General features: G+C 44.5%; 28 protein-coding genes and 1 tRNA gene. 5 read left to right on the forward strand and 24 right to left on the reverse strand.

The annotated features are described in order from the left end of the window. The first annotated feature begins 259 nt into the window (after positions 1-259). Positions 260-1249: a Solitary outer membrane autotransporter beta-barrel domain gene (locus NL626_RS02485; protein WP_253656959.1), complete on the forward strand. Its 990-nt coding sequence runs from the start codon at positions 260-262 to the stop codon at positions 1247-1249. A 5-nt stretch (positions 1250-1254) separates the two neighbouring features. On the opposite strand, the gene NL626_RS02490 is transcribed toward NL626_RS02485, so the two are convergent. After that, the gene (locus tag NL626_RS02490; protein WP_253656960.1) at positions 1255-1503 is read right to left on the reverse strand and encodes a hypothetical protein; all 249 of its coding nucleotides are present in this window, start codon (positions 1501-1503) and stop codon (positions 1255-1257) included. 816 nt (positions 1504-2319) lie between these two features. Between NL626_RS02490 and NL626_RS02495 the strand changes: the two genes are divergently transcribed. From NL626_RS02495 to NL626_RS22930, 3 genes are all read left to right on the forward strand, one after another. Continuing rightward, the gene (locus tag NL626_RS02495; protein ID WP_213876619.1) at positions 2320-3651 is read left to right on the forward strand and encodes a cytochrome ubiquinol oxidase subunit I; all 1332 of its coding nucleotides are present in this window, start codon (positions 2320-2322) and stop codon (positions 3649-3651) included. 2 nt (positions 3652-3653) lie between these two features. Beyond that, positions 3654-4646, forward strand: coding sequence for a cytochrome d ubiquinol oxidase subunit II (locus NL626_RS02500; protein WP_253656961.1), 993 nt, complete (start codon positions 3654-3656; stop codon positions 4644-4646). A gap of 348 nt (positions 4647-4994) precedes the next feature. Further along, the gene (locus tag NL626_RS22930; protein ID WP_262589045.1) at positions 4995-5123 is read left to right on the forward strand and encodes a hypothetical protein; all 129 of its coding nucleotides are present in this window, start codon (positions 4995-4997) and stop codon (positions 5121-5123) included. A 273-nt stretch (positions 5124-5396) separates the two neighbouring features. Here NL626_RS22930 and NL626_RS02505 read toward each other — a convergent pair. The 3 genes from NL626_RS02505 to NL626_RS02515 all read right to left on the reverse strand — a co-directional run bounded on the left by NL626_RS02505 (position 5397) and on the right by NL626_RS02515 (position 9001). Further along, positions 5397-5484, reverse strand: a tRNA-Ser gene (locus NL626_RS02505). Positions 5485-5628: 144 nt separating this feature from the next. Beyond that, positions 5629-6078: an L-alanine exporter AlaE gene (locus tag NL626_RS02510; protein WP_054575116.1), complete on the reverse strand. Its 450-nt coding sequence runs from the start codon at positions 6076-6078 to the stop codon at positions 5629-5631. Between the two features lie 502 nt (positions 6079-6580). Then, on the reverse strand, positions 6581-9001 hold the full coding sequence (locus NL626_RS02515; protein WP_136976110.1) for a hybrid sensor histidine kinase/response regulator: 2421 nt from the start codon (positions 8999-9001) through the stop codon (positions 6581-6583). A gap of 51 nt (positions 9002-9052) precedes the next feature. Between NL626_RS02515 and NL626_RS02520 the strand changes: the two genes are divergently transcribed. Continuing rightward, on the forward strand, positions 9053-9664 hold the full coding sequence (locus NL626_RS02520) for a YecA family protein (RefSeq protein WP_005378278.1): 612 nt from the start codon (positions 9053-9055) through the stop codon (positions 9662-9664). A gap of 73 nt (positions 9665-9737) precedes the next feature. Here NL626_RS02520 and NL626_RS02525 read toward each other — a convergent pair whose 3' ends face one another. The 20 genes from NL626_RS02525 to NL626_RS02620 form a co-directional block, all read right to left on the reverse strand. Then, a complete protein-coding gene (locus NL626_RS02525; protein WP_054575114.1) occupies positions 9738-10904 on the reverse strand; it encodes a glutathionylspermidine synthase family protein in 1167 nt (388 codons plus the stop codon). 8 nt (positions 10905-10912) lie between these two features. Continuing rightward, complete coding sequence (locus NL626_RS02530) at positions 10913-11482, reverse strand: DUF1190 domain-containing protein (protein ID WP_253656962.1); 570 nt, start codon at positions 11480-11482, stop codon at positions 10913-10915. An 8-nt stretch (positions 11483-11490) separates the two neighbouring features. Beyond that, on the reverse strand, positions 11491-11907 hold the full coding sequence (locus tag NL626_RS02535; protein WP_005378281.1) for a DUF350 domain-containing protein: 417 nt from the start codon (positions 11905-11907) through the stop codon (positions 11491-11493). Further along, the gene (locus NL626_RS02540) at positions 11907-12950 is read right to left on the reverse strand and encodes a potassium channel family protein (protein WP_017635053.1); all 1044 of its coding nucleotides are present in this window, start codon (positions 12948-12950) and stop codon (positions 11907-11909) included. The genes NL626_RS02535 and NL626_RS02540 overlap by 1 nt, the downstream gene beginning before the upstream one ends. Before the next feature lie 118 nt (positions 12951-13068). Then, positions 13069-14130 (reverse strand): quinolinate synthase NadA, encoded by a 1062-nt coding sequence (gene nadA / locus NL626_RS02545; RefSeq protein ID WP_042522106.1) that lies wholly within the window; start codon positions 14128-14130, stop codon positions 13069-13071. Between the two features lie 251 nt (positions 14131-14381). Further along, positions 14382-15134, reverse strand: a complete 753-nt coding sequence (gene ybgF, locus NL626_RS02550; RefSeq protein ID WP_005387926.1) for a tol-pal system protein YbgF — start codon at positions 15132-15134, stop codon at positions 14382-14384. Positions 15135-15149: 15 nt separating this feature from the next. Continuing rightward, a complete protein-coding gene (gene pal, locus NL626_RS02555) occupies positions 15150-15674 on the reverse strand; it encodes a peptidoglycan-associated lipoprotein Pal (protein ID WP_005378293.1) in 525 nt (174 codons plus the stop codon). A 30-nt stretch (positions 15675-15704) separates the two neighbouring features. Next, positions 15705-17057, reverse strand: coding sequence for a Tol-Pal system beta propeller repeat protein TolB (tolB, locus tag NL626_RS02560; RefSeq protein WP_005387925.1), 1353 nt, complete (start codon positions 17055-17057; stop codon positions 15705-15707). Positions 17058-17072: 15 nt separating this feature from the next. After that, the gene (gene tolA, locus NL626_RS02565; protein ID WP_005378296.1) at positions 17073-18137 is read right to left on the reverse strand and encodes a cell envelope integrity protein TolA; all 1065 of its coding nucleotides are present in this window, start codon (positions 18135-18137) and stop codon (positions 17073-17075) included. A gap of 13 nt (positions 18138-18150) precedes the next feature. Then, positions 18151-18594, reverse strand: coding sequence for an ExbD/TolR family protein (locus NL626_RS02570; protein WP_005378298.1), 444 nt, complete (start codon positions 18592-18594; stop codon positions 18151-18153). A gap of 3 nt (positions 18595-18597) precedes the next feature. Continuing rightward, positions 18598-19296 (reverse strand): protein TolQ, encoded by a 699-nt coding sequence (gene tolQ, locus NL626_RS02575; RefSeq protein ID WP_005378301.1) that lies wholly within the window; start codon positions 19294-19296, stop codon positions 18598-18600. Then, a complete protein-coding gene (gene ybgC / locus NL626_RS02580) occupies positions 19286-19705 on the reverse strand; it encodes a tol-pal system-associated acyl-CoA thioesterase (RefSeq protein ID WP_017820044.1) in 420 nt (139 codons plus the stop codon). The genes tolQ and ybgC overlap by 11 nt, the downstream gene beginning before the upstream one ends. A gap of 172 nt (positions 19706-19877) precedes the next feature. After that, the gene (ybgE, locus tag NL626_RS02585; RefSeq protein ID WP_025766908.1) at positions 19878-20180 is read right to left on the reverse strand and encodes a cyd operon protein YbgE; all 303 of its coding nucleotides are present in this window, start codon (positions 20178-20180) and stop codon (positions 19878-19880) included. Next, entirely contained in the window at positions 20173-20280 is a 108-nt protein-coding gene (gene cydX, locus NL626_RS02590) for a cytochrome bd-I oxidase subunit CydX (RefSeq protein WP_000270284.1), read from the reverse strand. The genes ybgE and cydX overlap by 8 nt, the downstream gene beginning before the upstream one ends. 12 nt (positions 20281-20292) lie before the next feature. Continuing rightward, complete coding sequence (cydB, locus tag NL626_RS02595; RefSeq protein WP_005387923.1) at positions 20293-21429, reverse strand: cytochrome d ubiquinol oxidase subunit II; 1137 nt, start codon at positions 21427-21429, stop codon at positions 20293-20295. A 17-nt stretch (positions 21430-21446) separates the two neighbouring features. Next, a complete protein-coding gene (gene cydA / locus NL626_RS02600) occupies positions 21447-23033 on the reverse strand; it encodes a cytochrome ubiquinol oxidase subunit I (RefSeq protein ID WP_005378311.1) in 1587 nt (528 codons plus the stop codon). A 461-nt stretch (positions 23034-23494) separates the two neighbouring features. Then, positions 23495-24499 (reverse strand): Holliday junction branch migration DNA helicase RuvB, encoded by a 1005-nt coding sequence (ruvB, locus tag NL626_RS02605; RefSeq protein WP_005378312.1) that lies wholly within the window; start codon positions 24497-24499, stop codon positions 23495-23497. Positions 24500-24785: 286 nt separating this feature from the next. After that, on the reverse strand, positions 24786-25397 hold the full coding sequence (gene ruvA, locus NL626_RS02610; RefSeq protein ID WP_017820041.1) for a Holliday junction branch migration protein RuvA: 612 nt from the start codon (positions 25395-25397) through the stop codon (positions 24786-24788). 67 nt (positions 25398-25464) lie between these two features. Then, complete coding sequence (ruvC, locus tag NL626_RS02615) at positions 25465-25986, reverse strand: crossover junction endodeoxyribonuclease RuvC (RefSeq protein WP_005387909.1); 522 nt, start codon at positions 25984-25986, stop codon at positions 25465-25467. A gap of 92 nt (positions 25987-26078) precedes the next feature. After that, positions 26079-26825, reverse strand: a complete 747-nt coding sequence (locus NL626_RS02620) for a YebC/PmpR family DNA-binding transcriptional regulator (RefSeq protein ID WP_017635061.1) — start codon at positions 26823-26825, stop codon at positions 26079-26081. Between the last annotated feature and the right edge of the window lie 45 nt (positions 26826-26870).

Consider the following 26870-nt stretch of genomic DNA (forward strand, 5'->3'; position numbering starts at 1 on the left):
TTTCCTCTCAAGAGACGCATTCAAGAAAATAATGCAACCTAGTCACAAAGTTTTGCTACATCTTCAGAAAAGAATGATGTTGCTAAACAAATCTGGTGCAGCATACACATTGAAGCTAAACTCGTTTAAGGAACTTTTTCATATCAATATGAGAAAACATAGATTTCTCAAAGTTACACCGACCATTCAACGATTAAACTAATGTTAGCGTACCGGTACGTCCAAAAACTCCATGCATGAACCATTTGAAAGAGCCAAAATGTTCCAACCCAACTTCGCCTCAGTGGAGTGGCGAGTCGTTTCGCTCGCTCTCCTACTCTCTCTTCCTAACACAGCTCAAGCGGATTCACTAGATAAGGAAATTAGCAACCTTCTCCAACAACGTTTTTCTATCGCGGTTTTGCTGTCCGACACTGACGCAATTGCGTTTGGTATTGGCGACTTTGATCCGAATGCATTATTTGATACCGCCAACCCAGAGTTCGGGACTGACGAGTCAATCAATGAACGTCGAAGCAAATCCGTATATGTTCTCCCTTACACGACTAACTTTAATATAGAGGGCAGCGAGGACTTACATGAGCTGTCGTTTAAGGCATTTACGATACAAACAGAGAATGATCTCAAACTATTCGGCACAAGTAAGGATCTTCTCAAGGAAAGGACATACGGTGCATCGATTGGTTATGGGTATCTATACAAAGCAAGTGAAAACGTCACCCTTAGCACCAGAACGACGACTCACCTTATGCGTTATAAAAACTCATTCTCTACCGATAATAAACTTTCATCCATCATTGGAAGAATCCTAGACGGCCGTGCCGTTAACGTTTCAGCATGGGCGGCAATAGTTCAACCATCCATTAAAGCCAAATACACGTCTCCCACAAGTTGGGGGAAATGGCATGCCAGTTCGACATTGAATTCATTCATTGGGCACAGCTGGGGAAGCGCAAATAACGGCAATATAGGCAACCCTAAAGGTTGGTACCTATCTAATGAAATCACCGGTTACTACAATATTTATCACGGTGAGCAAGCTTTATTTACTGGGATTAAAAGAGTCGACCTTTCGCATGATTTAAGCGACGAACTTGGAAGTCCGCATTACTACGAAGCTTCTATAGGATGGCTATTTTATGCACCAAAGCCCTTTGATTGGTTGGACAATTTCGGCATAGGCGTTAACTTCAACTACGGCTCGACTCTCAGAGGTGGCAGCATTCAACTTTACTACAACAAACAATAACGCTGTCAGTACAGGAACCAGTTGGTAGCATATATAACAAGAAGAACGAGAAGACACAAAAGGAATGACAGAGTTAGCGTCTTCGCAAACTTTTTCATGAGATTTGGGTTATCAAACACCACACCTTCCGCTTCTCTTACCCTTCGCTCTTCGTCAAAATGCCATTTAATGGCTAAGTAGGCTCCTATCCCTAATACAATAAGCTTAAAAGCTCCAGCAAAGTAAGGAAAGAAATTAGCCCAACTGTCGTTCATTATCCATCTCCATCAAATTCAATATCAGCTTTGCGGTGGCAGAATCCAAAGTTCATGTAGAATGCCCCCCTCAAAGTCAGACTCTCTGGCTAACGCCAGTCTACTGCTCGAGATAGCTGTCCACAACTCTCTTTACCAGATCGGCATTTATTAATTATTTAATAAATAACAAGAAAGACACTAGCACACTTGCTGAAAAGTAAGTGTCAGTTTGGATTGAAACTCATCAGGAATCGAAAATGGTCCGCAGTCGACTTGTTGATCTAGTGAAAGCCGAATTACCTAGCGCCAAATCGTTCGCTAGTATAAAAATGTAGCCTATCGCACTTCTGGTCGAGTGCTAACGAACTTATGATGCACATGTCATTAGCAGTGCAATTTTAAGTTTATCAATTAGCTAAAGTTTCCCACCTTAACTGCCAGTAAGTTTGCTGTGTTTGAGATGATCTCGACATGACTAGTGTATAAATAGTATGGAGGTTCAAAGTGAAGGCAAGGCAATTTTCCTTACTAAAAATATTGTTTTTGTAATTTTATTTCAGGATTATCGAAACCATCATAAGGATAATTCGAACTAATCTTAATCCATGCCCCTTCAGTTACATTTGCTTTCTTTTACTCACTTCTCGCGACTATTAGTGGCATTTTGAGACAATTTCCTACACTCCTTTCTTTCCCTTAGTTGATATAAATCATGGTTAGAAGAAAACAGAATCACCTGTATTTCTCGATACATGAATCCAAACTGCCCGACTTTTCGTAACTAAATTACAGATAGACACGATTTTTAGTATGGCACGTTTTTGAGGAACCAAGATGTTAGATACCCTCATGCTGTCGCGGATCCAGTTCGCGGCCAATATCAGCTTTCACATTCTCTTCCCGACCATCACCATCGCGTTGGCATGGATGTTGGTGTTTTTCAAGTGGCGATACAACCGCACACAAGCCCCCGTATGGCTCGATGTTTATTACTTTTGGGTCAAGATATTCGCTCTTACTTTCGCCTTAGGCGTGGTATCCGGCATTACGATGAGCTTCCAGTTTGGTACCAACTGGCCAGGCTTTATGGAACGAGTCGGAAACGTAGCTGGACCATTGCTCGGGTACGAAGTGATGACCGCCTTCTTTATGGAAGCCACCTTCCTTGGCGTGATGCTTTTTGGACGAGGACGAGTACCGGAGTGGGTTCATACTCTCGCCACCGTTCTGGTTGCTGTAGGGACAAGTATGTCCGCATTTTGGATTCTGGTGCTTAACAGCTGGATGCACACACCAAGTGGCTATGAAGTGATTGACGGCATTGTTCATGTGACCAGTTGGAAAGAAGTCATTTTCAATCCTTCTTTACCGTACCGTCTTCTACACACGCTATTAGCATCGGCGCTGACTGCCAGCTTCTTGATTGCAGGTATCTCGGCTTATCAAATAATGAAAAAGCCAGATCACCGCTCAGCCAAACTTGGCTTAAAAGTCGCGTTGTTCGCGGCGGCTGGATTCATCCCGATTCAAATCTTTGTCGGAGACCTTCACGGGTTAAACACGCTTGAACATCAACCTGCAAAAATTGCAGCGATGGAAGGTGTGTGGGAGACCGAGCAAGGCGCACCTCTTCTACTATTTGCGATGCCAAATGAAGAAACTCTCAGCAATGATTTTGAAGTGGGCATCCCTAAGTTGGCGAGTTTGATTCTTACGCATGACTTAGACGGGGAAATCCAGGGACTTAACGAGTTTGCGCCTGACCACCCGCCAGTGAAGCCCTTGTTCTTTGGTTTCCGCGTGATGGTTGGTGTGGGTGTTCTTATGCTGCTGGTTAGCTGGTATGGCGCGGTGAAGCTAGCACGCAAAAAAGCGCTACCTAAACCTTACCTATACACAGTATTAGCCATGACGTTCTCTGGTTGGATAGCCACACTGGCGGGTTGGTATGTTACTGAGATTGGTCGACAACCTTGGTTGGTCAGCGGTGTATTGCGAACATCCGAAGCCGTCACCACGGTTGCGAGCAGTAGCGTGATGACTTCGCTCATTATGTACTTAGCCATTTATGCTGCATTGCTGGTTGCGTACATCCATACCCTATTCTATTTGGCGCGCAAAGACGTTGCAGCCCATGAAGTCCCACTGACACAACAAGAGGCCTAATCATGCTCAACTATCTACCAGAAATTTATCTTCTGCTGCTTGGCTTCTCGGTCTTTATGTATGCCGTGCTCGACGGCTACGACCTTGGCGTCGGTATCCTGTTGCCAAGTGATAATGAAGCGCAACGTGACCGAATGATAGCCTCTATCGGCCCTTTCTGGGACGCGAACGAAACGTGGTTGGTGTTAGCCGTTGGTATTTTGTTGATTGCCTTTCCTACCGCTCACAGTTTGATTTTAACGGAGCTCTATATGCCGACCGCCATCATGCTTATCGCACTGATAATGCGTGGCGTGGCGTTCGATTTCCGAGCCAAAGCCAACTCGGATCATAAACCTCATTGGGATTGGTGCTTCAGAATTGGCTCGCTAATCACCGCACTAACTCAGGGTTACATGGTGGGTCGTTACATCATGGGATTTGAACAATCAACCGAAGCATTTGGCTTTGCATGGTTAAGCGCACTTTGTGTAACAGCGGCGTACGTTTATATCGGTGGCGCATGGTTGGTACTGAAAACGGAAGGTGATTTGCAAATACGTTCGGCGCGTTGGTCTCGCCGTGCTGGTTGGTTAGCGGCTCTGGGTATCTTGGTAGTGAGTGTTGTAAACCCAATTGTAAATCAACAAGTTGCCTTGCGTTGGTTCAGCTTCCCAGAAATCTTGTTGCTTGCCCCAGTTCCGTTAATTGTATTGGCAACCATCTTCCTAGTTGATCGCTATTTGCGTCAGGTTCCAATGGTGAATGATCTGGGTGTGCGCTGGCCTTTCTTTGGTGTCACCGTCATTTTCGCGTTGAGCTTTCTAGGTCTTGCGTACAGCTTCTTCCCAGAAGTTGTGCCGGGGTTGATGACCGCACAACAAGCGGCCTCCTCACCTGCGACATTAATAATCGTGGGCTACGGTGTAATGATTGTTATGCCGGTGATATTGCTTTACACCTTTGTGGTATACCGGATCTTCAAAGGCAAAGCGACAGAACTTAGCTACAAGTAGGAAGGGAATTCCTCAACAAAGCGCCGCTGCTCATGCGGCGTTTTTTTTGCAGTACTCACGACTAAAGTATCTACCCAAAGCGACTGAGTGGGAACGCTGAGAGAATGTAGCGGCAGCCAGTAGTTTGCTCCTAACTAGAACGAGATAACCGTTTCTCAACTATAGCGATACAGGCACAAAAACAGAAAGAATATTTGATGTTACAAAAGGTAGACCATCACTTTAAAACGTTTTGAGTATTTTTTGCGCTCAATGAGGTGCAAGTATACTTATGCTTTTTATGACTTGTGAACACTCAATTGCATGTTATGTTGCTGTTGAAATAGTACATGAAATAAGGACAAGAACATGAAGATAAGATGCAAAACGACGCAAAGCATTGAAAAATTTAACCCAGATGACCTCAATCCAAACACAGATCTCTTTGGTATGATTGCTGTTGTATTCGTGTTTAAGGCTGTTTTGCTTAGCATCTAGTAGCACTACGTTCATTCTTGTGGCCGTATTCATACCTCATGTGATATGGCTGCTCAATTCTAGATTAAAGCGGATAGGCTAACTCGCACCAATCAGATTATGGCTGCCTCTGTATAGCATCTTCAATTTTGGCGTTGTATCGAGGTGAGATGTGAATAGTTGGCTTGTAGATAGAATGGCGCTTGCACCTTGAGCACTCTTGTGTACTTTCAATGACGCATTACTTTAGTGCAAATATGAAAAAAGGCCTGATAAATCAGACCTTTTAGAATGTGGCGGTGAGTGAGAGATTCGAACTCTCGATACGTTGCCGTATACACACTTTCCAGGCGTGCTCCTTCAGCCACTCGGACAACTCACCGAATCAAATTTTGGTTAGCATCATTGGCTAACGAGGCGCTAATTTAATGATTATGTGCCTGATGGTCAAGGCTAAACATAAAAAAAAGCGCCCTTTTCGAATCGATTGCTCACTAAGTAACTAAATTGAGCAAAACTGGGGCATTTAGATGCTTTGAGAATAACCGGGAACACGGAACCAACGGCGGCACATGTCCAAGAAGTACCCATACAACACACCCATGCCACAAGAAATAACAGCGTTACTTGCTACTGCGGTCACAATTTGATCTGTAGATGCGCCAACTGCGAATAAGATACCCGCATAAACTGGAGATTGAAATAGTACATAAGCGACCAGATCAGAGATATTCTTCATAAAGGAAGACGGTGACACCTTACTACCTTGATGCAGCACCCAATCACGAAAAACCCCATACGGCCAAGCAATGGCGATATTCACTGGAATCGATAGCGTACGCGATGCTAGAGATTGCTCAAATGTCATCCCTGAAATCAAAATCTCGACAATCATCCCTGTGATAAAGCAAAAAACAACCATAGCAAAGGTATCCGCTGCGGCGTGACGAATACAAAATGGTCCACGAGACTTCATTTACAAAACCCTTAAAATCAAACACTGCAATTAATGAAAATAATAAAACTATTAACCACCAAAAAGACATCAAGCCAGTTAATGATGCAATTAGAACACACAAAAACTAGCTTATGGCTCTGTATTTAAAATTAAGTTGTAAATTTATAACCAACTTTTAAAGTAAAAGTAGTTTTTTTCACCAATGGCGAGTAAAAACGCCTAAAATCACGTAAAAATGGTACAAAAACACGGATTTCACTTACATAAAAAGGGGTTACGATAATTATTTTGACGTAAAGTTAGAACAAAACTCGGACCGAAAACAGTCACTCCTATAGCTTATGCTACCAAGCTGCGAAAATTCAGAGTATTACCGATATAATCACAGTAGAAGGTCTTGCTGTTTTACTCGTAAAAGTAAAACTGCAAGCCTGTTCATTGCGGGTTAGAAGAGTTTGTCACGAAGCTGGATGACGTATGAATAGTAAGAACAATTCACAGTTGCGCCATATTGATTAAATTATGGTGAGGCCAGCAAAATCGTTAATGTATCGATATCATCTTGGTCTGGGGATTGCTGACGCTTTAAGTTACTTCTTATCCGTTCGGCGACTGAAGAAACGTCGCCACTGAGTTCAAGGGGAGCCTCCGCAATGATCGCTGAAATAGCCTCAAGTGCTTCATTAAGATGTCCATTATCTAGAGCGACATAGAAGTTGAGTAACCACTTTTCAGCATTAAAGCTATCTGCTGCATTTCCATCAAAGTCCGATTGGTACTGATATAACTGTGTCGCATGAAGATACAGTGCATCATTTAATTCAGACTCCACTATTGGTTTCGCTATTATGTGGTCTGCTCCTACATTAATCATACGCTCTTGTGTTTCTTTGAACACATCCGCTGTACAGCCAAAAATCAGTACCGACTTAGCAGGTGAACTCATTGCTCGAATGGCTGATATGGCCCCAACGCCATCTAGAACAGGCATATGATTATCCATCAGTATCAAATCAAATGGTTTGATCGCAACCTCATCGACTGCAAGCTGACCATTTTCGACACTTGTGCACTCAAAGCCCTTGGCTCGGAGGAAAGTTTCCATAATGATCGCATTTGTTCGGTTGTCTTCAACAATGAGTGCTTTCAACCCTTTACAGTTCAATTTATGTGTATTGATTGACTCTACTTTACCCGGCTTGCAAGGTGTAAGGGCAATTTCGACAGTAAAAGTCGTTCCAGCGTCCTCCTGACTCTCTACAACCACTTGCCCACCCATATGTTCCGCGATTTCTTTGACTATTGCTAAACCAAGCCCTGTACCACCAAACCGTCTAGTCGTTGATGACTCTGCTTGCTCAAAAGGACGAAAAATGCGTTTTTGTGCCTCTTTTGAAATACCAATCCCTGTATCTTTTACCTTTAGTATCAGCTTGGTGCCAGCCTTACTCGATTTCTCGGCTAGCTCTACCTCTACGATGCCACGATCGGTGAACTTAACAGCGTTATTGAGTAGATTGAACAGTACTTGACGCAAACGGGCTTTGTCATTGTTGTACCAACGACCCGTTGGTAAATGCGAGACTACTCTAAAGCGAAGACCTTTTTCTGCACATAGCGTTTGATAAACACTCTTGATACTGCCGATAATCGACTCAATTGGGAAAGGCTTATTTTCAAACTCAACATGCCCTTGTTCAATTTTTGAGTAATCTAAAATCTCATTGAGTAATGTCATCATGTGATCACCTGAATCATAAAGTGTTCTCAGGTGCTTACGCTGCTCATCGGTAAGTGGTGTTTTTAACAGTATCTGGGCAGTTCCTAGTACACCGTTCATTGGTGTGCGAATCTCGTGGGACAATGTGGCTAAGAATGCCGTTTTAGCGTTTGTCGAAGCCTGAGCTTTTATTCTCTCCTGCTCTAAATAGATCGTCTTTTCATTGAACTTCTCGATAAGCTGTCCGATTTCGTCATCGCTATCGTAGTCAATATCTATGATCCCACCAGTTTTCGAGTCATCAATCTTAGCGGCAATGCGAACAATTGGTTCAACAATATAGCGATTCAGTAAGTAGTAACCGACCAAGACACACAAGAGCAAAAATGGAATGATCCTCCCCTCAACGCTCATCACTTGTTCAAACACTTGATCGGCGACTTTAGCTTTTGCGTTGACAACTTCCATGCGCCAATCGAACTCTCCGAAATCAAGCTCGCTGACATAAATTTCGTCCGTCAGTTGAAAGTTGTGTTCAATAATCACGTTTGAGTCAGCATCGCGAACCACTACCCCCAAAGAATGCTGGTTCGTGTGCTCTCGAATAAACTGAAAAAGTGCATCAAGTGATAGGTCTACCGTTACAACTCCAGCGAATCGACCGTTTTGGTAGTACGGAGAAGACGCGGTAATCATCTGGACCTGAGTAAAGGTATCGATGTAAACCGTAGACCAACTAACAGAACCTACCGGAGCATTGGCGGCAGCGACATACCAGGGTTCATTATCATAACCGCCAGATTCGGGGTTATTGTAGGAGTGAATTTGGTCAATACCACTATCACTGTTTTTATTGAAGAATAGACTTCTATATCTCCATTGTTCTGCTTTGAGTTCGGGTTTAGGCCATACGCCACCACTAACAAGCATCTTGTCACTCAATTGAAGAATATGTGGAATTATTGTGTTGAGAGATTGAATATTTTCAGTCCCTTGGGCTAGCCCTACTAAGCTGCTCAATACACCTGTAGAACTGAGGAGGGGCTCTTTGATCTCAAGAGCCAGGAGTTGGGTACGTAACTCTAGGTTTTGCTCTAGCTTTTGTCTAACCGGTGGCTCAACAACCAAATAGGCGACAGAACCGATAGTGGCGATAAAGAAGCACAGGTAAAGTGTTAGGGCGAGAATGCTTTTTTTTCTAAGTGATGAGCGAATTTCCATAGATGTGTGAATCATTCCCTAATATCGATTTATCACTAATTGATTGGTAAGATGAGCGCAATCAACCAGCCCATTAACAAATGGTATTCTATTTTGAAACTACAAGACATCCTTTCTCTCCCAGAACTTGACGGTAAACTACTAAACCTGGCAAAAACTCAAGGCTTTGTAACAGCGATGGCTGCAGCGCCAAACGTATTAATGCCTCAAGAGTGGTTGCCATTCTTATGGGGTGGAGAAGAAACAGCGCCATTTACTGACGGTGAACAACTAGAGCAGTACATTGACGAGATTGTACAAATGTGGAACCAAACTCGTCCCGCTCTCCTAGAAGGCACTTGGCAGTGGCCTGCAGGGTGCGCGCTAGATGAGCAAGACATTGTAACAAGTCAGGCTCGCGATTTCTGTGAAGGTGTATTACAAGGCTGGCAACTTGCGCGTGATGACTGGGAAACGTTGATGCCTGAGGATAGCGAAGATAATGCCCTACTCGGTGGTGTTTTACTTTCTCTTACTATGCTTTACGACCCAGAAACGACCATTGAAACATTGGCCGAACAAGGTATGGAAGGCTTAGAGCAGTTTGAGGAAATCTTCAATGCAATGCCAGTGATGTTATGTGGTCTTACCCAGCGCGGTGTTGCATTAGCTGAAGAACAATAGACGCAACGCTGTCGACCATCAAGATTGAACGGCTGAATAGACAAAAAGCTCTCCAAATGGAGAGCTTTTTTGATCATGTTAAAATTACATGTGGAATATACCGCGCCATATCTTGAGTCACTAAGCTACTGTCTTCCCTAATCGAAATACCGGCAGCTCTATCATTGACCAACCAACTGCCAATTAACGTATGGTTTTGCCCAAACTTAGGTAGTGGATGGTATTGCTGGACGATATTAAATTTAGATTCATAAGGCCCTGACGTTTTAACAAAACGTTTTCCATCGATGACGATCTCGATGTTCGCGCCCTCTCGAGAAAATAGTGGCTTGATGACATAATCTCTCATAGTGTTCGCTTTTGAATTGTTAGCAAAATAAGCGGGCAAAAGGTTCGGGTGGTTAGGAAAGCGCTCCCACAATAACGGTAAAAGTGCTTTATTGGATAGAATCGACTTCCACATCGGTTCTAACCAGTTTACGTTCGCAGTCGCTAAGTACTTCGCATATTCCTCTTCAAACATAAACTCCCAAGGGTAAAGCTTAAACATCCAACGAATCGCTCTGTCGTCAGCATCCACAAACAGACCATCTTCCGTCACTCCAATATCTTCGACATGCACGAATGCCGTTGCTAACCCTGCCTCTCGCGCGCAATCCTCTAAATACTGGACAGTCCCTTTATCTTCTTCAGTGTACTTGCAGCAGCTAAAGTGAAGTGTTTGTCCTGGTTGGTATTTTGCTATTTCAGCAAAGCGCTCGATCAAAAAGTCTTGAAGAATATTGAATTGATCCGCGCTCTGGTGAACTCGACCTTTATTTACAACATCTTCTAGCCACACCCACTGCCAAAAGCCAGTTTCAAACAAGCTGGTTGGCGTATCCGCATTGTTTTCCAGTAATTTTGCTGGCGAGGTCCCGTTGTACGCGAAATCCAGCCGCGAATAAAGCGAAGGTTCGCTTCGTCTCCATGAAGAAGCGACCTGCTCCCACATAGATTCAGGGATCGCACATTGCGTCAGCAACCGCTCACTCCGAACGACTTCATCCACAATAGCCAGGCACATCTGATGCAGCTCTTCAGTGGGCGCTTCTATATCGCGCTCAATTTGCTCCAGCGTGAATTGATAGTAAGCACTCTCATCCCAATACGGTTGGTCATACATGGTATGGAAACCAAAACCAAACTGGCGTGCTAATTCACGCCAGTTTTCGCGCTCTTGTATTTCTCGTCGAAACATAGTGCTTTTTAACCGCCTCGACTGACCGACACCGCTTTACCAAACCCGCCTCGAGACATCGCCCTGCCAATGGTGCCGCCGCCACGTTTATTAAGGCTATTCGTCGCAACTTTGGTCGGCTGATTTCGGTAGGAGCCAAAGAATTGTCCTGCTCCATTATAGAATTTGGATTTATAACGGTACATCGGCTCTGAGTAATAGCTCTTGTTATAACCTTTCAACCCGCTTAATGAGCGACTGTAAAAAAAACCGCCAAAGTTAGGTACATAAGCTCGGGAACTGGAACTGTAGTAACAATCATCCTCGTAGAAATCATTCTCGCATTCGAACTCGCTGCGGTAGCGAGGGGCATTTTGTTCGGCACGAGCTAAAGCTTCTTGGTATGCAATGTCACACTGTTCACTAAACTCAGGCGAGTTAGATTTACACTCATCAGCATTAGAAAAAATGTACCCTTCTGTTTTTGACTCGTACGTAGCAAAGAAGAAAATACCACCAAAGGCAGCAAAGGGAAGAATTTTCCCAAGCTTTAAGCTTTTGTCCATGGAAGAACGTTTAACGTTAGAACTCCGCTTCATCGTTCCTCCTAGTAGGTCATGCACGCGGCATTCAATACGCCAACCGAAACAGAAACTGCTGCTAATACAATACCGGCTGGCAGTTCATCTTTTTCGATACGCTCTGCCACTTTCGGAAGTAAAATAAAGCGTACAATTGCAAATGCAATAATTTGAGCAAGCATTGCAACAACGCCCCATACCATAAAATCGACGATATTGACTGAGTTTTTTGCCGCCCCCGAAATCGCGAGACAGTAACCAAGGAAGGCCCCACTTAGCGCAATCGCTGCTGCTGTATTTTGTTTTTCTTTGATCAGATGCCACTCATCGTATGGCGTCAACTTGACGTAGATGAACTTAAACGCCAATACAAAAATAATAGAAACAGAGAAATAGAGTAAAAAGTTTGGGAAGCCTGCTAACAGGCCAGCAATCATGTGCATTATTGTTCCTTGTTCATTTCTTTCCAGGCAAAATCTTCAATACGTTCATCTGCAATGTAAAACAGCTTGGTACTCGCGGGTACTTCAGCATCTAAATCTGGGTTGAGTTGAATACCATCGCCAATATCAAAAGCAATCAGCGTGGCATGATGGCGTCTTTTGAGAAAAACGAAGAGATTCTCAATAGTGGTGGCAGACTGCCCCTCAGGATAAATAACTGAGTATTGCGTCATACCTCGTGTTGAAGCCAAAAGCTCCTGATGAAGCGCACTTGAGCCCGGGTCAACCGCCGCTTTTGCCAACATTTCTGCGCCAACAGCAGGTATGCATTCCGCTTTCGGGCAATGCTGACTTAGAAGTCGGCCTAGCGCTTCATCTTTAAAGTAAGCGACCAAATGAGCGGAAGGGTTTACAGATGCGCAGTATAGAGCGGCTGACAAGGTAATGTCGTCCGAGAGATTATCCACAATAATGCAAGCGGCTTCGGCAATATTGGCGTTTTTCATTTCTTGCGAATCGGTATAACTGGTCACTTTGATAAAACTGATTTCGCCAGGTAACGGGTTCTCTATTTCTGAACGGCTGCATAAAACAATCGGACGCTTTCCCTCTTCTTCATGTTGTAACATGCGAATAAGGTGCATCGTTCTCGATCCATTCCAGCCCAACAATACAATATGGTTTTCCACTCTTACTCTCCGTTTTCCTAAAATACCCGCTCGCCAATAGTCCATCGCTGCTCCAGCGACACGCCCCAATAATGCGGCGAATAAGCTCAAACCGCCGGGGATTACAAATAGTACGACAACCCATTTACCCAAATCTGTTACTGGAGAATGGTCGCCATAACCCACCGTACTCGCCGTAACCATGAGGTAATAGATAAAGTTAGCGAAACTGTCTGTTAATGCTGTTTCACCAGCGAGAACCAGCAGCCACCATGAAAGGCTCACATATAAGCCACTAAAGATGAGAAGGCTTCGGTTGCTCAATTTAAAAAGGTGGGAACTAAGCCACTTTTTAACTACTAACCACACCGCCATAAATTTATGACCTCGATATTCATTGATTGCATCAATAGTAACTCATTGATAGTAAGACACAAAAAAACCAGCCATATTCGGCTGGTTTTTGAGATTTATTTTCAGTTACGCCGACTTTTTAAGCATTACCTTTCACTTGCATATTTAGCTGCTCAGCAAAATCTAGCATGCGGTTAAGCGGGATAAGGGATTTAACACGCAGTTCTTCGTTAACAAAAATCTCGTGCTCTTCACCACCTTCACTAAGCGCTTTCTCAATTGCTTTCAAACCGTTCATTGCCATCCAAGGACAGTGTGCACAGCTGCGACATGTTGCGCCTGCACCTGCGGTTGGCGCTTCGATAAGTTCTTTCTCTGGCACAAGTTGCTGCATTTTAAAGAAAATGCCTTTGTCTGTCGCAACGATCATTTGTTTGTGAGGAAGCTCTTTCGCTGCTTTGATCAGCTGACTCGTTGATCCAACGGCATCGGCAAGTTCTACGACGCTTGCTGGTGACTCAGGGTGAACCAAAATAGCCGCATCTGGATACACGCTCTTCATTTTTCGTAGCGCATCAGCAGAGAACTCATCATGAACCACACACTCACCCTGCCAAAGCAGCATATCTGCGCCAGTTTTGTTAGCGATGTACGATCCTAGGTGACGGTCTGGTCCCCAAATAATTGGCTTATCTTCAGCGTCTAAGTGTTCCACGATTTCAAGCGCAATGCTCGATGTAACGACCCAGTCGGCACGGGCTTTAACCGCTGCTGAAGTATTTGCGTAAACTACAACCGTATGATCAGGGTGAGCATCACAAAACTCGCTGAACTTATCCGCAGGACAGCCAAGGTCAAGCGAACATTCCGCTTCCAACGTTGGCATTAGAATGCGCTTTTCTGGTGTCAGAATTTTGGCCGACTCGCCCATAAAGCGAACACCACCAATAATCAATGTACTTGCAGGGTGACGATTACCAAACTTCGCCATTTCCAACGAGTCACCAACAAACCCGCCAGTGTCTTCAGCTAGGGCTTGAATCTCAGGGTCGGTATAGTAGTGCGCGATAAGTACCGCATCTTTTTCTTTGAGTAACTTTTTAATACGCTCAATGTAAGATGCTTTTTCTTCTTCGCTTAATGGAACTGGTTTCGGTGGGAATGGGTAAACAGTGTCGATTTTATCTAATATATGGCTCATTGCTCTTGCTCTACGCAACTTCCTTTAATCCGAGTATTGTAACCTCGTTAATTTTCAAAAACCAACTTGTCGCGGGGATTTCTAGCGGTCTAGCCGTATATCTTTGTTACAGGTAGCATTTCCGAGTAGCGAAATTCGGTGCAACATAAGGTCAGAGGCTCTGCATCATTGCTATCGACTTAGCCGTTCTGCACCAACAGAAAATGGAAAAGAAAAAGGAAGCCGAAGCTTCCTTTTCAAAACATAACGTCTTACAGCTTAGAGCTGGCAAGTTTTGCAGATGCACTACCTGGGTATTCATCAACCACTTGTTGGTAGTACTTTTTCGCTTGAGCTGCATTGTTATTACGCTCAGCGATTTCGCCTAACTTAAGCAACGCATCGGCTCGCTTATTGGAGTCTTTATAAGACACAACAGCGGCAAAACTTTTCACTGCATCCTCATCCTGCTTTTTAGCGAAGTACAACTGACCTAGCCAGTAGTGAGAATTCGCTGAATATGTAGAATCAGGATAATCTTTCTGGAACTGCTGGAACGCTGCAATTGCGCCAGTGTAGTCACGTTTCTTGAGGATGAGGTCGACTGCATTTTGGTATGCCGTTTGCTCATCAACATTTGGTGTGTACTGACCACCTGTTTTAGCCGGTTTCGCTTCTTGCGCAGGCGCGGATTTTATCTCTCCACGAACACGATCCAGCTCGACAAACAACTCTCGTTGACGTTGCAACATTTGCTTCATTTCGTAGCTATTTCGCTCTAATTGACCACGTAATTCACTGATCTCTTGTGACATTTGGTCAATTTGCTGTTGCATTTGGAGCTGAACGCGATTGCGGTTTTGTAGCAAGCGCTCTAGACGCTCTACTTCCGTTTCAGATGAACGGCTCTTAGAGACGGATGATGTGCTGTTGAGATCGGATACTGGAGCTGGTGCAGCGAACGCAAAGTTCGCTGCACTTGCCAGTAACGTAAGCGCAACAGCGCGCTTAGTGTTACTGAACATGAGGATTACCTCGAATTAGTATACTAGAACCGCGCGACGGTTTTTAGCGTAAACTTCATCTGATTGACCTAGAAGAAGTGGCTTCTCTTCACCGTAGCTAACGATTGAGATTTGGTCAGCTTGAACACCTAGTGCTTGTAGGTAGTTCGCTACTGCTTGTGCACGACGCTCACCTAGAGCGATGTTGTACTCAGGAGTACCACGCTCATCAGCGTGACCTTCGATAGTTACGTTAAGTGCTGGGTTCTTGCTTAGGTAAGAAGCGTGAGCCGCTAGCATCTCTTCGTAATCTGCTGCAATTGTTGAGTTGTCAAAAGCAAAGTAGATTGTTTGAGTTTCACGTAGCGCTTGCTCTTTTAGCTCTTGCTCTGTCAACTGACCGCTTTGATCAATTGGCGTAGCTACTGTTGTTTCCACTGCGCCATTGTTGTTTGTTGCTGCACCAGTGTTAGAAGCAGCGTCGTCGCTTGAACTACACGCTGTAACAGCCATTACAGGAAGCGCGATTAGTAGCCCTTTTAGAACCTTGTTCAGTTGCATCTTATTTTCCTTTATTAATCAAACTTATTACTACAAAAACGGTGACCATGCAGGCGCTCGAACACGCCCATTTGTTGCCGGTAATCTAGCTTTGAATCGACCATCAATTGACACCATCGATAGTACGTTTTTCTTGTTGTAAATCGAGCTATACACAACCATGCCACCGTTTGGGGCAATACTAGGAGACTCATCAAGCAAGGTCTTAGTTAAGACTTGAAGAGCACCAGTTTCCAAATCTTGTTTCGCCAAATTAAATCCTGCGTTGCTGCGGTTCACCATAACTAGGAATCGCCCATCAGGAGTAATTTGACCACCCAAATTTTGGCTGCCTTGCCAAGTCAAACGGTCAATAGAACCGCTGCCCAAATTTACTTGATAAATCTGTGGTTTACCACCCCTATCCGATGTGAAAATCAACGATTTTCCATCCGGATGCCAGAACGGTTCCGTATTATTTGATCTGCCACGCGTAATTTGCGTCAGCTTACGAGTGTTAAGGTCAAACGTATAAACATGAAGCGAGCCTGTTTTAGAAAGAACAATCGCTAACTTATTGCCATCTGGCGAAAATCTTGGCGCACCATTGTGACGTGGGTATGAAGTAATTTTCTCACGTTCACCGGTGTAGATGTTCATGATGAAGATTTCTGCTTGGCCATTTTGGAAGCTAACATATGCAAGCTTTTTACCATCGGGGGACCACGCTGGTGACATTAATGGTTGTTTAGAGCGTAAAACCAGACGCTCATTGTAGCCATCGTAATCAGCGACTCGAAGTTGGTAAGGGAAACGGTCTTTATCGTTCACTACCACATATGCGATACGAGTCATGAAAGCGCCACGGTCGCCAGTTAACTGCTCATACACCAAATCAGAGATACGGTGAGCGTACTCACGCATACGAGGCCCTTGAACAGTGGCTACTTTATTGAACAGCACATGATCTTTTGACAGGACTAATTCACCGTCACTACCAAGCGCCTTACTCTTCCCACCTGTTAACTGACCACGCACAATATCAACAAGTTGATAGTTGATAACGTAGTCACCTTGGTCGTTTTGCTTGATTGAACCAGTCAATAGCGCATCCACACCTAAATTGGTCCAAGCATCAAAATTAACTTCTGATTCACTGAACGGTGTTTGTGGCATTTTGCTCGTTGGAACTGGGCTGAATTTACCACTACGTTGTAAATCCGAGGCGATAACAGCAGAAACATCCGTTGGAAGCGCTTGTGTGCCCTCCCACTTAAACGGAACAACAGCAATTGGTCGTGCTGAATCAATACCATCGGTAATGACCAACTCTAATGCGGCATTCGCCACATTTGTCATACTGCTAAACAGTACAAACATTCCTAGTAAAAGGCGTCTAATCACGTCTTATTCCTTATTCTAGTATTCAACGGTTAAGTTGATATCTCTAACTTTATCAATAACATCTCTATCTTTAGGCATCGGAAAGTTGCCAACTTGGGCTACTGCACTTTTGGCTGCACTACAAAGACGAGAGTCACCGTTTAACACAGTAACATTACTCACAATACCATCAGTCCCAGTTGGAACTAGCTTCACATTAAGCCTGCACGACTTTCCCACAAGATAATCGTCCTTAATGATACGACTCTCTATCAATTGTTTGTAAATTGCACCATAGCGGTCAACTTCAGATTGCACATGTTGATTTTTCGCTTGCTGATTCTGTTCTGACTCACTCTCGAGACCCGCAAAAATATCATCTAACGCGGCTTCTTGAGCTTTACGCTCACGCTCGGCACGCTCAGCTGCTTCTCTCGCTTTACGCTCTCGCTCCGCTGCCTCTTTTGCCGCTTTCTCTTTTGCAATGCGCTCTTGTTCAGCTTTTTCAGCAGCTTCACGCTCACGACGTGCTTTTTCTTCCGCTTCTTTTGCTGCTTTTTCACGAGCCAAACGTTCTTGCTCAGCTTTTGCTATAGCCGCTTCTTTTGCTAAACGCTCCTGCTCAGCTTTACGCACGGCTTCTTCTTTTTCCTTGCGCTCTTTTTCTAGCTTAGCAGCTCGCTCTTTTTCTTTGCGAACACGTTCTTCTTCCTGCTTGCGCTCTTGCTCTTTTTTCTTACGTGCAGCTTCTGCTTCTCGCGCCGCTTGAGCATCTTTCGCTTGCTGCTCTTTCAACTTGCGAATTTGCTCTTCTTCAGCTTTGCGGTTTTTTTCTAGCTGCTCTGCTTCGCGTCTCAGTTTATCAAGACGCTCTTGTTCTTTTTTCGCTGCCTTTTCGCGTTGCTGGCGAATTTCTTTCGCTTGTTGCTGCACAAGTTTTGGATCGATGACAACAGCTTGAACCATTTGCCCTGTAGGCTCTGGTTTAGACATGTTGAAGTCCGTCCCCCAAAGCAGGGCTGCAACTAGAATTGCATGCAAACCAACCGATATTGCTATCGGTTTGGCGTATTGGTTGGGTTTCTTCTTGTGATCTTTCATAGATAATTGATGTCTATTCCCTGATATCGGTCATTAGACCTACCTTAGGGATACCAGCTCGACTTAGTTCATCCAGCAATAGAACAACATCGGCATATGGTGTTGCCGCGTCGCCACCTACCGCAACTGGTGAATCTGGCTTAACCTCTCGCTCCGCTTTCACTCGCACAATAACATCTTGCAACGACAAACCTCGCTGAACTTCTTCATCATTTACGCTTAGGCCTAAATTACCCTCGCTATCAATTTCGATGATAATAAAGCTACTGTCAGTCTCACCAGCAAGGTCTTGCATAGATTCTGCGGTCGATGTTTTCGGAAGATCAACGTCGACGCCTTGAGTCACAAATGGAGCGGTCGCCATAAAAATGATCAACAGTACGAGCATTACGTCGATATACGGAACAACGTTGATCTCCGCTGTCATTTTTCGCTTTTTAGGTTGATAACCCGCCATGCTTTATTCCTTATCCGCGCTGTCTCGGCCAGCCATCGCTTGACGATGAAGGATGCTGTGGAATTCTTCAGAAAATGTTGCGTAAGTGTGCTCTAGTTTACTCACTTTATTGCTTAGGCGGTTGTACGCCATTACTGCCGGAATAGCCGCAAATAGACCCATCGCTGTCGCGATAAGTGCCTCCGCGATACCCGGTGCAACCATAGACAGCGTAGCTTGCTTTACTTCACCCAGCGCAATAAAGGCGTGCATGATGCCCCAAACGGTACCAAATAGGCCGATATAAGGGCTTATAGAACCGACTGTTGCCAAAAACGGTAAGCTTGTTTCTAGCTCATCTACTTCACGAGAAACAGCAACGCGCATTGCGCGGCCAGTGCCTTCCATGATGTAAGCTGGTGAATTTGCGTTGCTCTTACGTAGGCGAGCAAACTCTGTAAAACCTGCGTAGAAGATTTCTTCTGTGCCTTCAATTTCGTCTTTACGCGCTTTTACTTTTTGGTAAAGCTGAGAAAGATCAGTACCCGACCAAAATTTGTCTTCAAACTGCTCTGCATTTTTTGACGCTTGAGAAAGCACTTTGCTGCGCTTGATGATCATTGCCCATGACACAATTGACATACCAAGCAACGTCAGCATCACAAGCTTTACCAACAGACTGGCCTGAAGAAAGAGATCTAAAATGGAAATATCAGCAGTCACTATTTGTTAGCTCCGAATTTATAAAGGTTGGAATAGCTATTGGTTTCATTTTCTTATTATCGATACATGCTACCTTAACCGAGGCCTTGCACAATATCTTGCCTTGATCATTGACCAACTCTTGACAGAATTGCAGAGAAGCACGTTTTATTTCTGACACTCGGGTTACGACTGTCAGATGCTCGTCCAGCCTAGCGCCTTGGTTGAAATCGATATCCATGTGTCGGACAACAAAGCCGATATTTTGTTCCAGTAACACATGTTGAGAAATGCCTTTAGCACGTAACATCTCTGTCCGTGCGCGCTCAAAGAATTTTAGATAATTAGAATGATATACAACACCGCCCGCATCAGTGTCTTCATAGTACACGGTGATCGGCCAGTGAAAGAGATTTGATGTGCCTTGCAAGGGAGTACCAATATATTCAATTCTTTAAAGTAATTACTATAACTGAAGCGACAGCAATTGGTACCGAGCTAAGGAAATATTTTTGAAATTTGTAGAAAAAATAAAAGCTAGGCGAGATACCTAGCTTTTATTCGATGATTTAGTAACCGACTTTATTACAGCATATTTCAGCCTAAATGAAATAAAGTGCCGTTAGATAAATTAAGATAGCTAACGAGAAATAAGGACTAAACAAAACTTGCCAGTACCAGTTTCTTGGCTTGAAGCCCACCCCATACACCATGCTTGAACATACAGACCAAATCAGTGCTGGTGCGGTGATTGAGTTAAAACCACCAATTGCTTGATGGTAAGCTTCAGGGTCCCACATCACCAATCCTACGTGCATAAAGCCAAGGATGAGAGATAAGACTCGTAGCAGAGTCTTATCCATTGGTGCGTGAAGTTTCGCTACCTTATCAGCGAGGTTACTCACTGTCTTTATCCATCATTTCTGAGTGCTCTAGCCAAAGAGCGTTGATGATACCGAATGCACAAGCAAGTAGTACACCTAGAATCCATGCGAAATACCACATAGTAAATGCTCCTTAGTAAAGTGAGTTTTTGTTGTCTTCAATGTACTGGTCATCAAGGCGACCAAACATCTTGTAGTAAGTCCAAGATGTGTAGCCAAGGATGATTGGCACCATAACAAACGCAACGCCTGTCATTAGGTTCAGAGTCAGCTCAGATGACGTTGCATCCCACATTGTTAAGCTGTGGCTTGGCATTAAGTCTGAAGGCATGATGAATGGGAACATCGCAAAACCTGCAGTAAAGATAACACCAGCAACACCCAAGCTTGAAGTAATGAACGAAATCGCACATTTTTCAAGACGAGATGCCAATACAGCGAGAAGCGGCATTGCAACACCTAGTACAGGAGCAGCCCATAGTAATGGGTAGTTTTCAAAATTCTTCATCCACGCACCAGCTTCACGGATAACCTCTTTGTTTAAAGGGTTAGAAGCTGCGTTAGTGTCGATACCGCCAACAATGACGTAGCCATCGATATTTTGGATCCAGAAACCAGCCGCTACAAACGCAGCAACCGTCAGTAAACCAGCCAACTGAGCAACGTTGCGCGCACGCACATGCACTTCGCCTGTTGTTTTCATTTGTAGCCAAGTAGAACCTTGCATCAAAATCATGAACAAGCTTACTAGACCACACAACAGTGCAAATGGGTTTAGTAGACCAAAGAATGAGCCATGGTATGTTGGCATCAAGAACTCACTCAATTGGAATGGTACACCTTGTAGAAGGTTGCCAAACGCTACACCAAAGATGATTGGCGGAACAAAACCACTGATTGAGATACAGATATCCCAGCTATTGCGCCATTTTGGATCTTCGATTTTAGAGCGGTAGTCTAGGCCAAGAGGACGAAGCCATAGCGCTGCTAGTGTCAAAATCATCGCTAAGTAAAAGCCTGAAAATGACGTTGCGTAAACCAAAGGCCAAGCTGCGAACAGTGCACCACCAGCAGTGATAAGCCAAACTTGGTTACCATCCCAGTGAGGAGCAATTGAGTTAATCATGACACGGCGTTGCGTGTCGTTTTTACCGATAATAGGTACAAGCGCGCCTACACCCATATCGAAGCCGTCTGTTACTGCAAAACCAACTAGTAGAACACCGATTAGTACCCACCAGATGAGTCGCAAGATTTCGTAATCAAACATTTTGTTATCTCCTTACCTTACGCTTCTACTTGGCGACTAACTTTGTCTTCAACAGAGTCAGCATTTTGCTCGAAGTGGTAGCGACCCGTTTTCAGGCTACTTGGGCCTTTACGAGCGAATTTCAACATTAGGTAAACTTCTGCAATCAGGAATACCGTGTATAGCGCCAGAATTGCGAAGAGTGAAGTCCAGATTTCACCTGCAGTTAGCGCAGAAGCTGCAACATGCACTGGTAGAATTTCACCTACAGCCCAAGGCTGACGGCCGTACTCAGCGACGAACCAACCCGCTTCAATTGCAATCCAAGGTAGTGGAATGCTAAATAGTGCAGCTTTTAGAATCCATTGTTTCTGTTCAATCTTCTGACGACACGTTTGGATAAACGCCGCACCAAAGACAAACAACATGATGAAGCCACAAGCAACCATGATACGGAATGACCAGAATAGCGGCCATACTGTTGGGATTGAGTCGTCCGCAGCAGCTTGGATTTGCTCTTCTGTTGCATCAACAACATTGTCTGTGTAGCGCTTTAGAAGTAGACCGTAACCTAGGTCACCTTTCACTTCATCAAACGCAGTCATGTTTTCTTCTGACTTGTCGCCCGCACGAAGCTTCTCTAGAAGTTCATAAGCGTACATGCCGTCACGAATACGATCGACGTGTTCATCACGTAAATCACGAAGACCTGTTACTTGCTCATCAAAAGAGCGTGTCGCGATAATACCCATTACGTAAGGGATCTTAATTGCGTAATCGGTATGCATCGTTTCCTGGTTAGGAACACCAAATAACGTAAATGCGGCAGGTGCAGGTTCAGTGTGCCACTCTGCTTCAATTGCAGCGAGTTTCACTTTTTGAACTTCACCAAGCTCGTAGCCAGATTCGTCACCAAGAACGATGGTAGATAAGATAGCTGCAATACCGAAAGAAGCAGCAATAGCAAACGAACGACGAGCAAACGCAATGTCACGACCTTTTAATAGGTAGTATGAACTGATGCCTAGAATAAACATTGCGCCACAAGTGTAACCAGAAGCAACCGTATGCACGAACTTAACCTGAGCAACTGGGTTTAGTACAACCTCAGAGAAGCTCACCATTTCCATTCGCATGGTTTCGAAGTTGAAATCTGCGCCTACTGGGTTTTGCATCCAGCCGTTTGCGATAAGAATCCAAAGAGCAGAGAAGTTAGAGCCTAGTGCCACAAGCCAGGTAACCGCTAAGTGTTGGCGTTTAGATAGACGATCCCACCCGAAGAAGAATAGACCAACAAAAGTTGACTCCAGGAAGAATGCGACAAGTGCTTCGATCGCTAGCGGTGCACCGAAGATATCACCTACATAGTGGGAGTAGTAAGACCAGTTCGTACCAAACTGGAACTCCATGGTAAGGCCTGTCGCCACACCAAGTGCAAAGTTAATACCGAATAGCTTACCCCAGAACTTGGTCATGTCCTTATAGATTTGCTTGTTCGTCATTACGTACATCGATTCCATAATGGCCAGAAGGAAGGCCATACCAAGGGTCAATGGTACGAATAGGAAGTGATACATCGCTGTCAGTGCAAACTGCAACCGCGATAGATCAACTACGTCAATCATGGTAACTCCTATGTGTCGGCTGAATGACACTCTCTACATATTGCAATCCATATTCAGGTGTTATTTACACTTGAAAAATGTTGAATTATCACAACTCATTGTTGCAAAAATGTGCTTCATTGGTTAGTTAATTGTTAAGCATCAGCTAATATAGCTGGGGCTAATATTACTTGTAAAAACAGATTGTTTCAAAAGGTTTATAGCCGTAACGCGCTTTGATATACATCAATGTTTATGCGCGGAATTTGCACAAAAATCCATCACATTGATCTAGATCAACCAGTATTGGATACGGATGTTAAGAGAGAGTAATCAGGAGAGAAATCAACCCGTTGCAAGCAAACATCGAGTTAACAATCAATGCTTTTTACTTACTAAACCAGTATGAGAAAAAATTCAAAAAATGTGAGTTTGGTCAACTTTAATGAAGCGCTGGGCAACAACGGCCCAGCGAGGGAATCTTATTTTTCAATTCCGAAATGCAAATACGCACGATCTGTCGCGATTCTTCCACGCGGAGTGCGTTGTAAATAACCTTGCTGAATAAGATAAGGTTCAAGAACGTCTTCAATAGTGTCCTTTTCTTCACCTATCGCCGCTGCCATGTTGTCGAGCCCGACCGGACCACCACCAAATTTTTCCATAATCGCGAGTAGTAGCTTACGGTCCATGTAATCGAAGCCTTCGGCGTCCACATCAAGCATATTCAACGCCTTATCGGCAACATCGGCACAAATGTGACCATTGCCTTTTACTTCCGCATAATCACGAACACGACGTAGCAAACGGTTAGCAATACGTGGTGTGCCACGCGCACGTCTTGCCACTTCCAATGCACCTTCAGGTTCCATTGATAAACCTAAACAATCCGCGCTTCGCTGCACGATATCTTGGAGGTCTTTTATCTTATAAAACTCAAGGCGCTGAGTAATACCAAAGCGGTCGCGCAATGGTGACGTTAAAGAGCCCGCTCGGGTCGTCGCACCAATTAACGTAAATGGTGGTAAATCGATCTTAATAGAACGAGCGGCCGGACCTTCACCGATCATAATATCCAGTTGATAATCTTCCATCGCCGGATACAGCACCTCTTCAACCATCGGGCTCAAGCGGTGAATCTCATCGATGAACAACACATCGTTTTCTTCGAGGTTGGTTAACAGCGCGGCCAAATCGCCTGCTTTCTCAAGTACAGGGCCTGAAGTAGTGCGAATGTTCACTTCCATTTCATTGGCAACGATGTTCGCAAGTGTGGTTTTACCCAAACCTGGGGGACCAAAAATCAAAAGGTGATCAAGTGCTTCGCTACGTAACTGAGCAGCTTTAATGAAGATCTCCATTTGGTCACGGACATGGTCCTGACCTTGGTAATCCGCTAATTTTTTTGGCCGAATAGCACGATCAATGACATCTTCATCACGAAAGGCAGGGTTTTCTGGCGCGATTAAACGATCGGCTTCAATCATCTTTTTACCTTGAAAAATGGTTACCTGAGAGAATAATGCCGCTCGTTTAACAGCAAGTGGCATATTTCTATATCTCGTCATCCTGTACAGCGACGAAGGAGCGTGATACAGGATCTTCTATCCGAGCGATTTATGGTCAAATTGTTTCATTAACCGCTCAGCGTGCTGCTATTAGATTCCCAGTCTCGCCAGGCTCGCTGGAATGACACAAAAAACATCGTTAAGCGATTGGCATTAACCTTAGAGAATGAGTTATCTTGAACAAATGTTCACTGTGCAACCAGCGTTACACCATTGATTTTAGAGCTTCACGGATCATTTGCTCACTGCTCATGTCCGGTTTAGCGATCTGAGATACCACTTTCGACGCTTGAGTCGGCTTGTAACCTAGAGCTAGAAGCGCACTGATTGCTTCTTCTTCCGCGTTGTTGGATGTCGCACTAGAATCCGCAGGAGCAGCATCCGTAAATGGTGTAAATAGATCGCCAGCGCCCCACCCTTTCAAGCGGTCTTTCATTTCAACAACCAATCGCTCTGCGGTTTTCTTGCCAACGCCTGGAAGCTTAACCAGCGTAGAAACGTCTTCATGTTCCACACAAGTAACGAATTGCGTTGCTGTCATACCAGAGAGAATTCCAAGACCGAGTTTAGGACCAACGCCATTGGCTTTGATCACTTCACGGAAAAGTGCTCGTTCTTTTACCGTGTTGAAACCGTATAGCAATTGCGCATCTTCACGGACAACAAAGTGAGTATAAATAATGGCTTCTTCGCCAACATTTGGCAGTTCGTAAAAACAGCTCATTGGCATCTGGACTTCATAGCCAATGCCATTAACTTCAATTAATACTTCAGGTGGTTGCTTTTCAATCAGTATGCCACGAAGACGTCCAATCACTATAAATACTCTTTGGAAATGAATTTGCGACAGGATAATAAAGAACTGGATAGACATCCAGTTAATTTTAACGGTAGCGCCCTTTTCTGGCACTGGTTGCTTTGCCCGCTAATGCAACGAGAGTCTTGTTAGTATTGGCATGACAAATCGCCACACCTAAAGCATCGGCTGCATCCGCTTGAGGCTTGGCGGGCAATTTAAGCATCTGCTGAACCATATGCTGAACTTGCGCTTTGTCCGCGCCACCAGTGCCGACGACAGCTTGCTTAATAAGACGAGCCGCGTATTCAAATACCGGCAACTCCGCATTCACCGCAGCAACAATTGCACTGCCACGAGCTTGGCCAAGTTTTAGCGCTGAATCCGCGTTTTTGGCCATAAACACTTGCTCGATCGCGAAAACGTCCGGTTGAAACTGGGTAATGATTTCCGTGACGCCTGCATAAATCTGTTTAAGCCGACCCGGAAGTTCTTTTTCTGAAGTACGAATGCAGCCACTACCAAGGTATTGCAAGTGGCGTCCATTTTGACGAATGACCCCATAGCCGGTAATGCGCGAACCTGGGTCAATGCCCAAAATAATTGACATGAATGTTCCTAAAAATGAGGCCTAATTCGGCCTCAGTCTTTTTATTATTACTTGCTAACTTCGGAGCAAATACCGCTCCCGACACCTTGAGTTTAATCTAGCGTAGCCGCAACGTCGTCAGAGATATCACCATTGTGATAAACCTCTTGAACGTCGTCCAGATCTTCCAAAGCGTCAATCAAACGAAGTAGTTTTGGCGCAGTATCCGCGTCCAAATCTGCTTTCGTAGATGGGATCAGCGACACCTCAGCGTTCTCTGCCTCAAACCCTGCGGCATCAAGAGCATCTTTTACGAGTCCAAAATCGCCTGGGGCCGTGTAGACATCAATCGAGCCATCTTCTGCCGTTTCAATGTCATCAGCACCACTTTCTAATGCTACTTCCATTACCCCATCTTCATCTAAACCTGGGCCATATGAAATCACGCCTTTCTTGTCGAAAAGATAGTTGACGCTACCATCCGTCCCCAGATTACCGCCTGACTTTGAGAATGCATGACGTACGCCAGATACCGTACGATTTCGGTTATCCGTCATACATTCGACCATGACCGCCGTACCACCTGGACCATAACCTTCATAGATCACGGTTTCCATGTTGTCGTCGCCTTCACCACCAGCACCTCGGCTGACAGCGCGGTTGACAGTGTCACGTGTCATGTTGTTAGACAGTGCTTTATCAATTGCTGCTCGCAAACGTGGGTTATTTTCTGGCTCACCGCCCCCCTCTTTTGCCGCAACAACGATTTCACGTATTAATTTAGTAAAGATTTTGCCGCGCTTCGCATCTTGCGCTGCTTTACGGTGACGAATATTCGCCCATTTACTATGACCAGCCATAATTCACCTTTTAATGTATTTTGACGCTTAATAACAAAACATGTT

Origin of the sequence: Vibrio sp. Y58_MX_L22, assembly GCF_024181865.1 — a bacterium.
GTDB classification, from domain to species: Bacteria; Pseudomonadota; Gammaproteobacteria; order Enterobacterales; family Vibrionaceae; genus Vibrio; species Vibrio alginolyticus.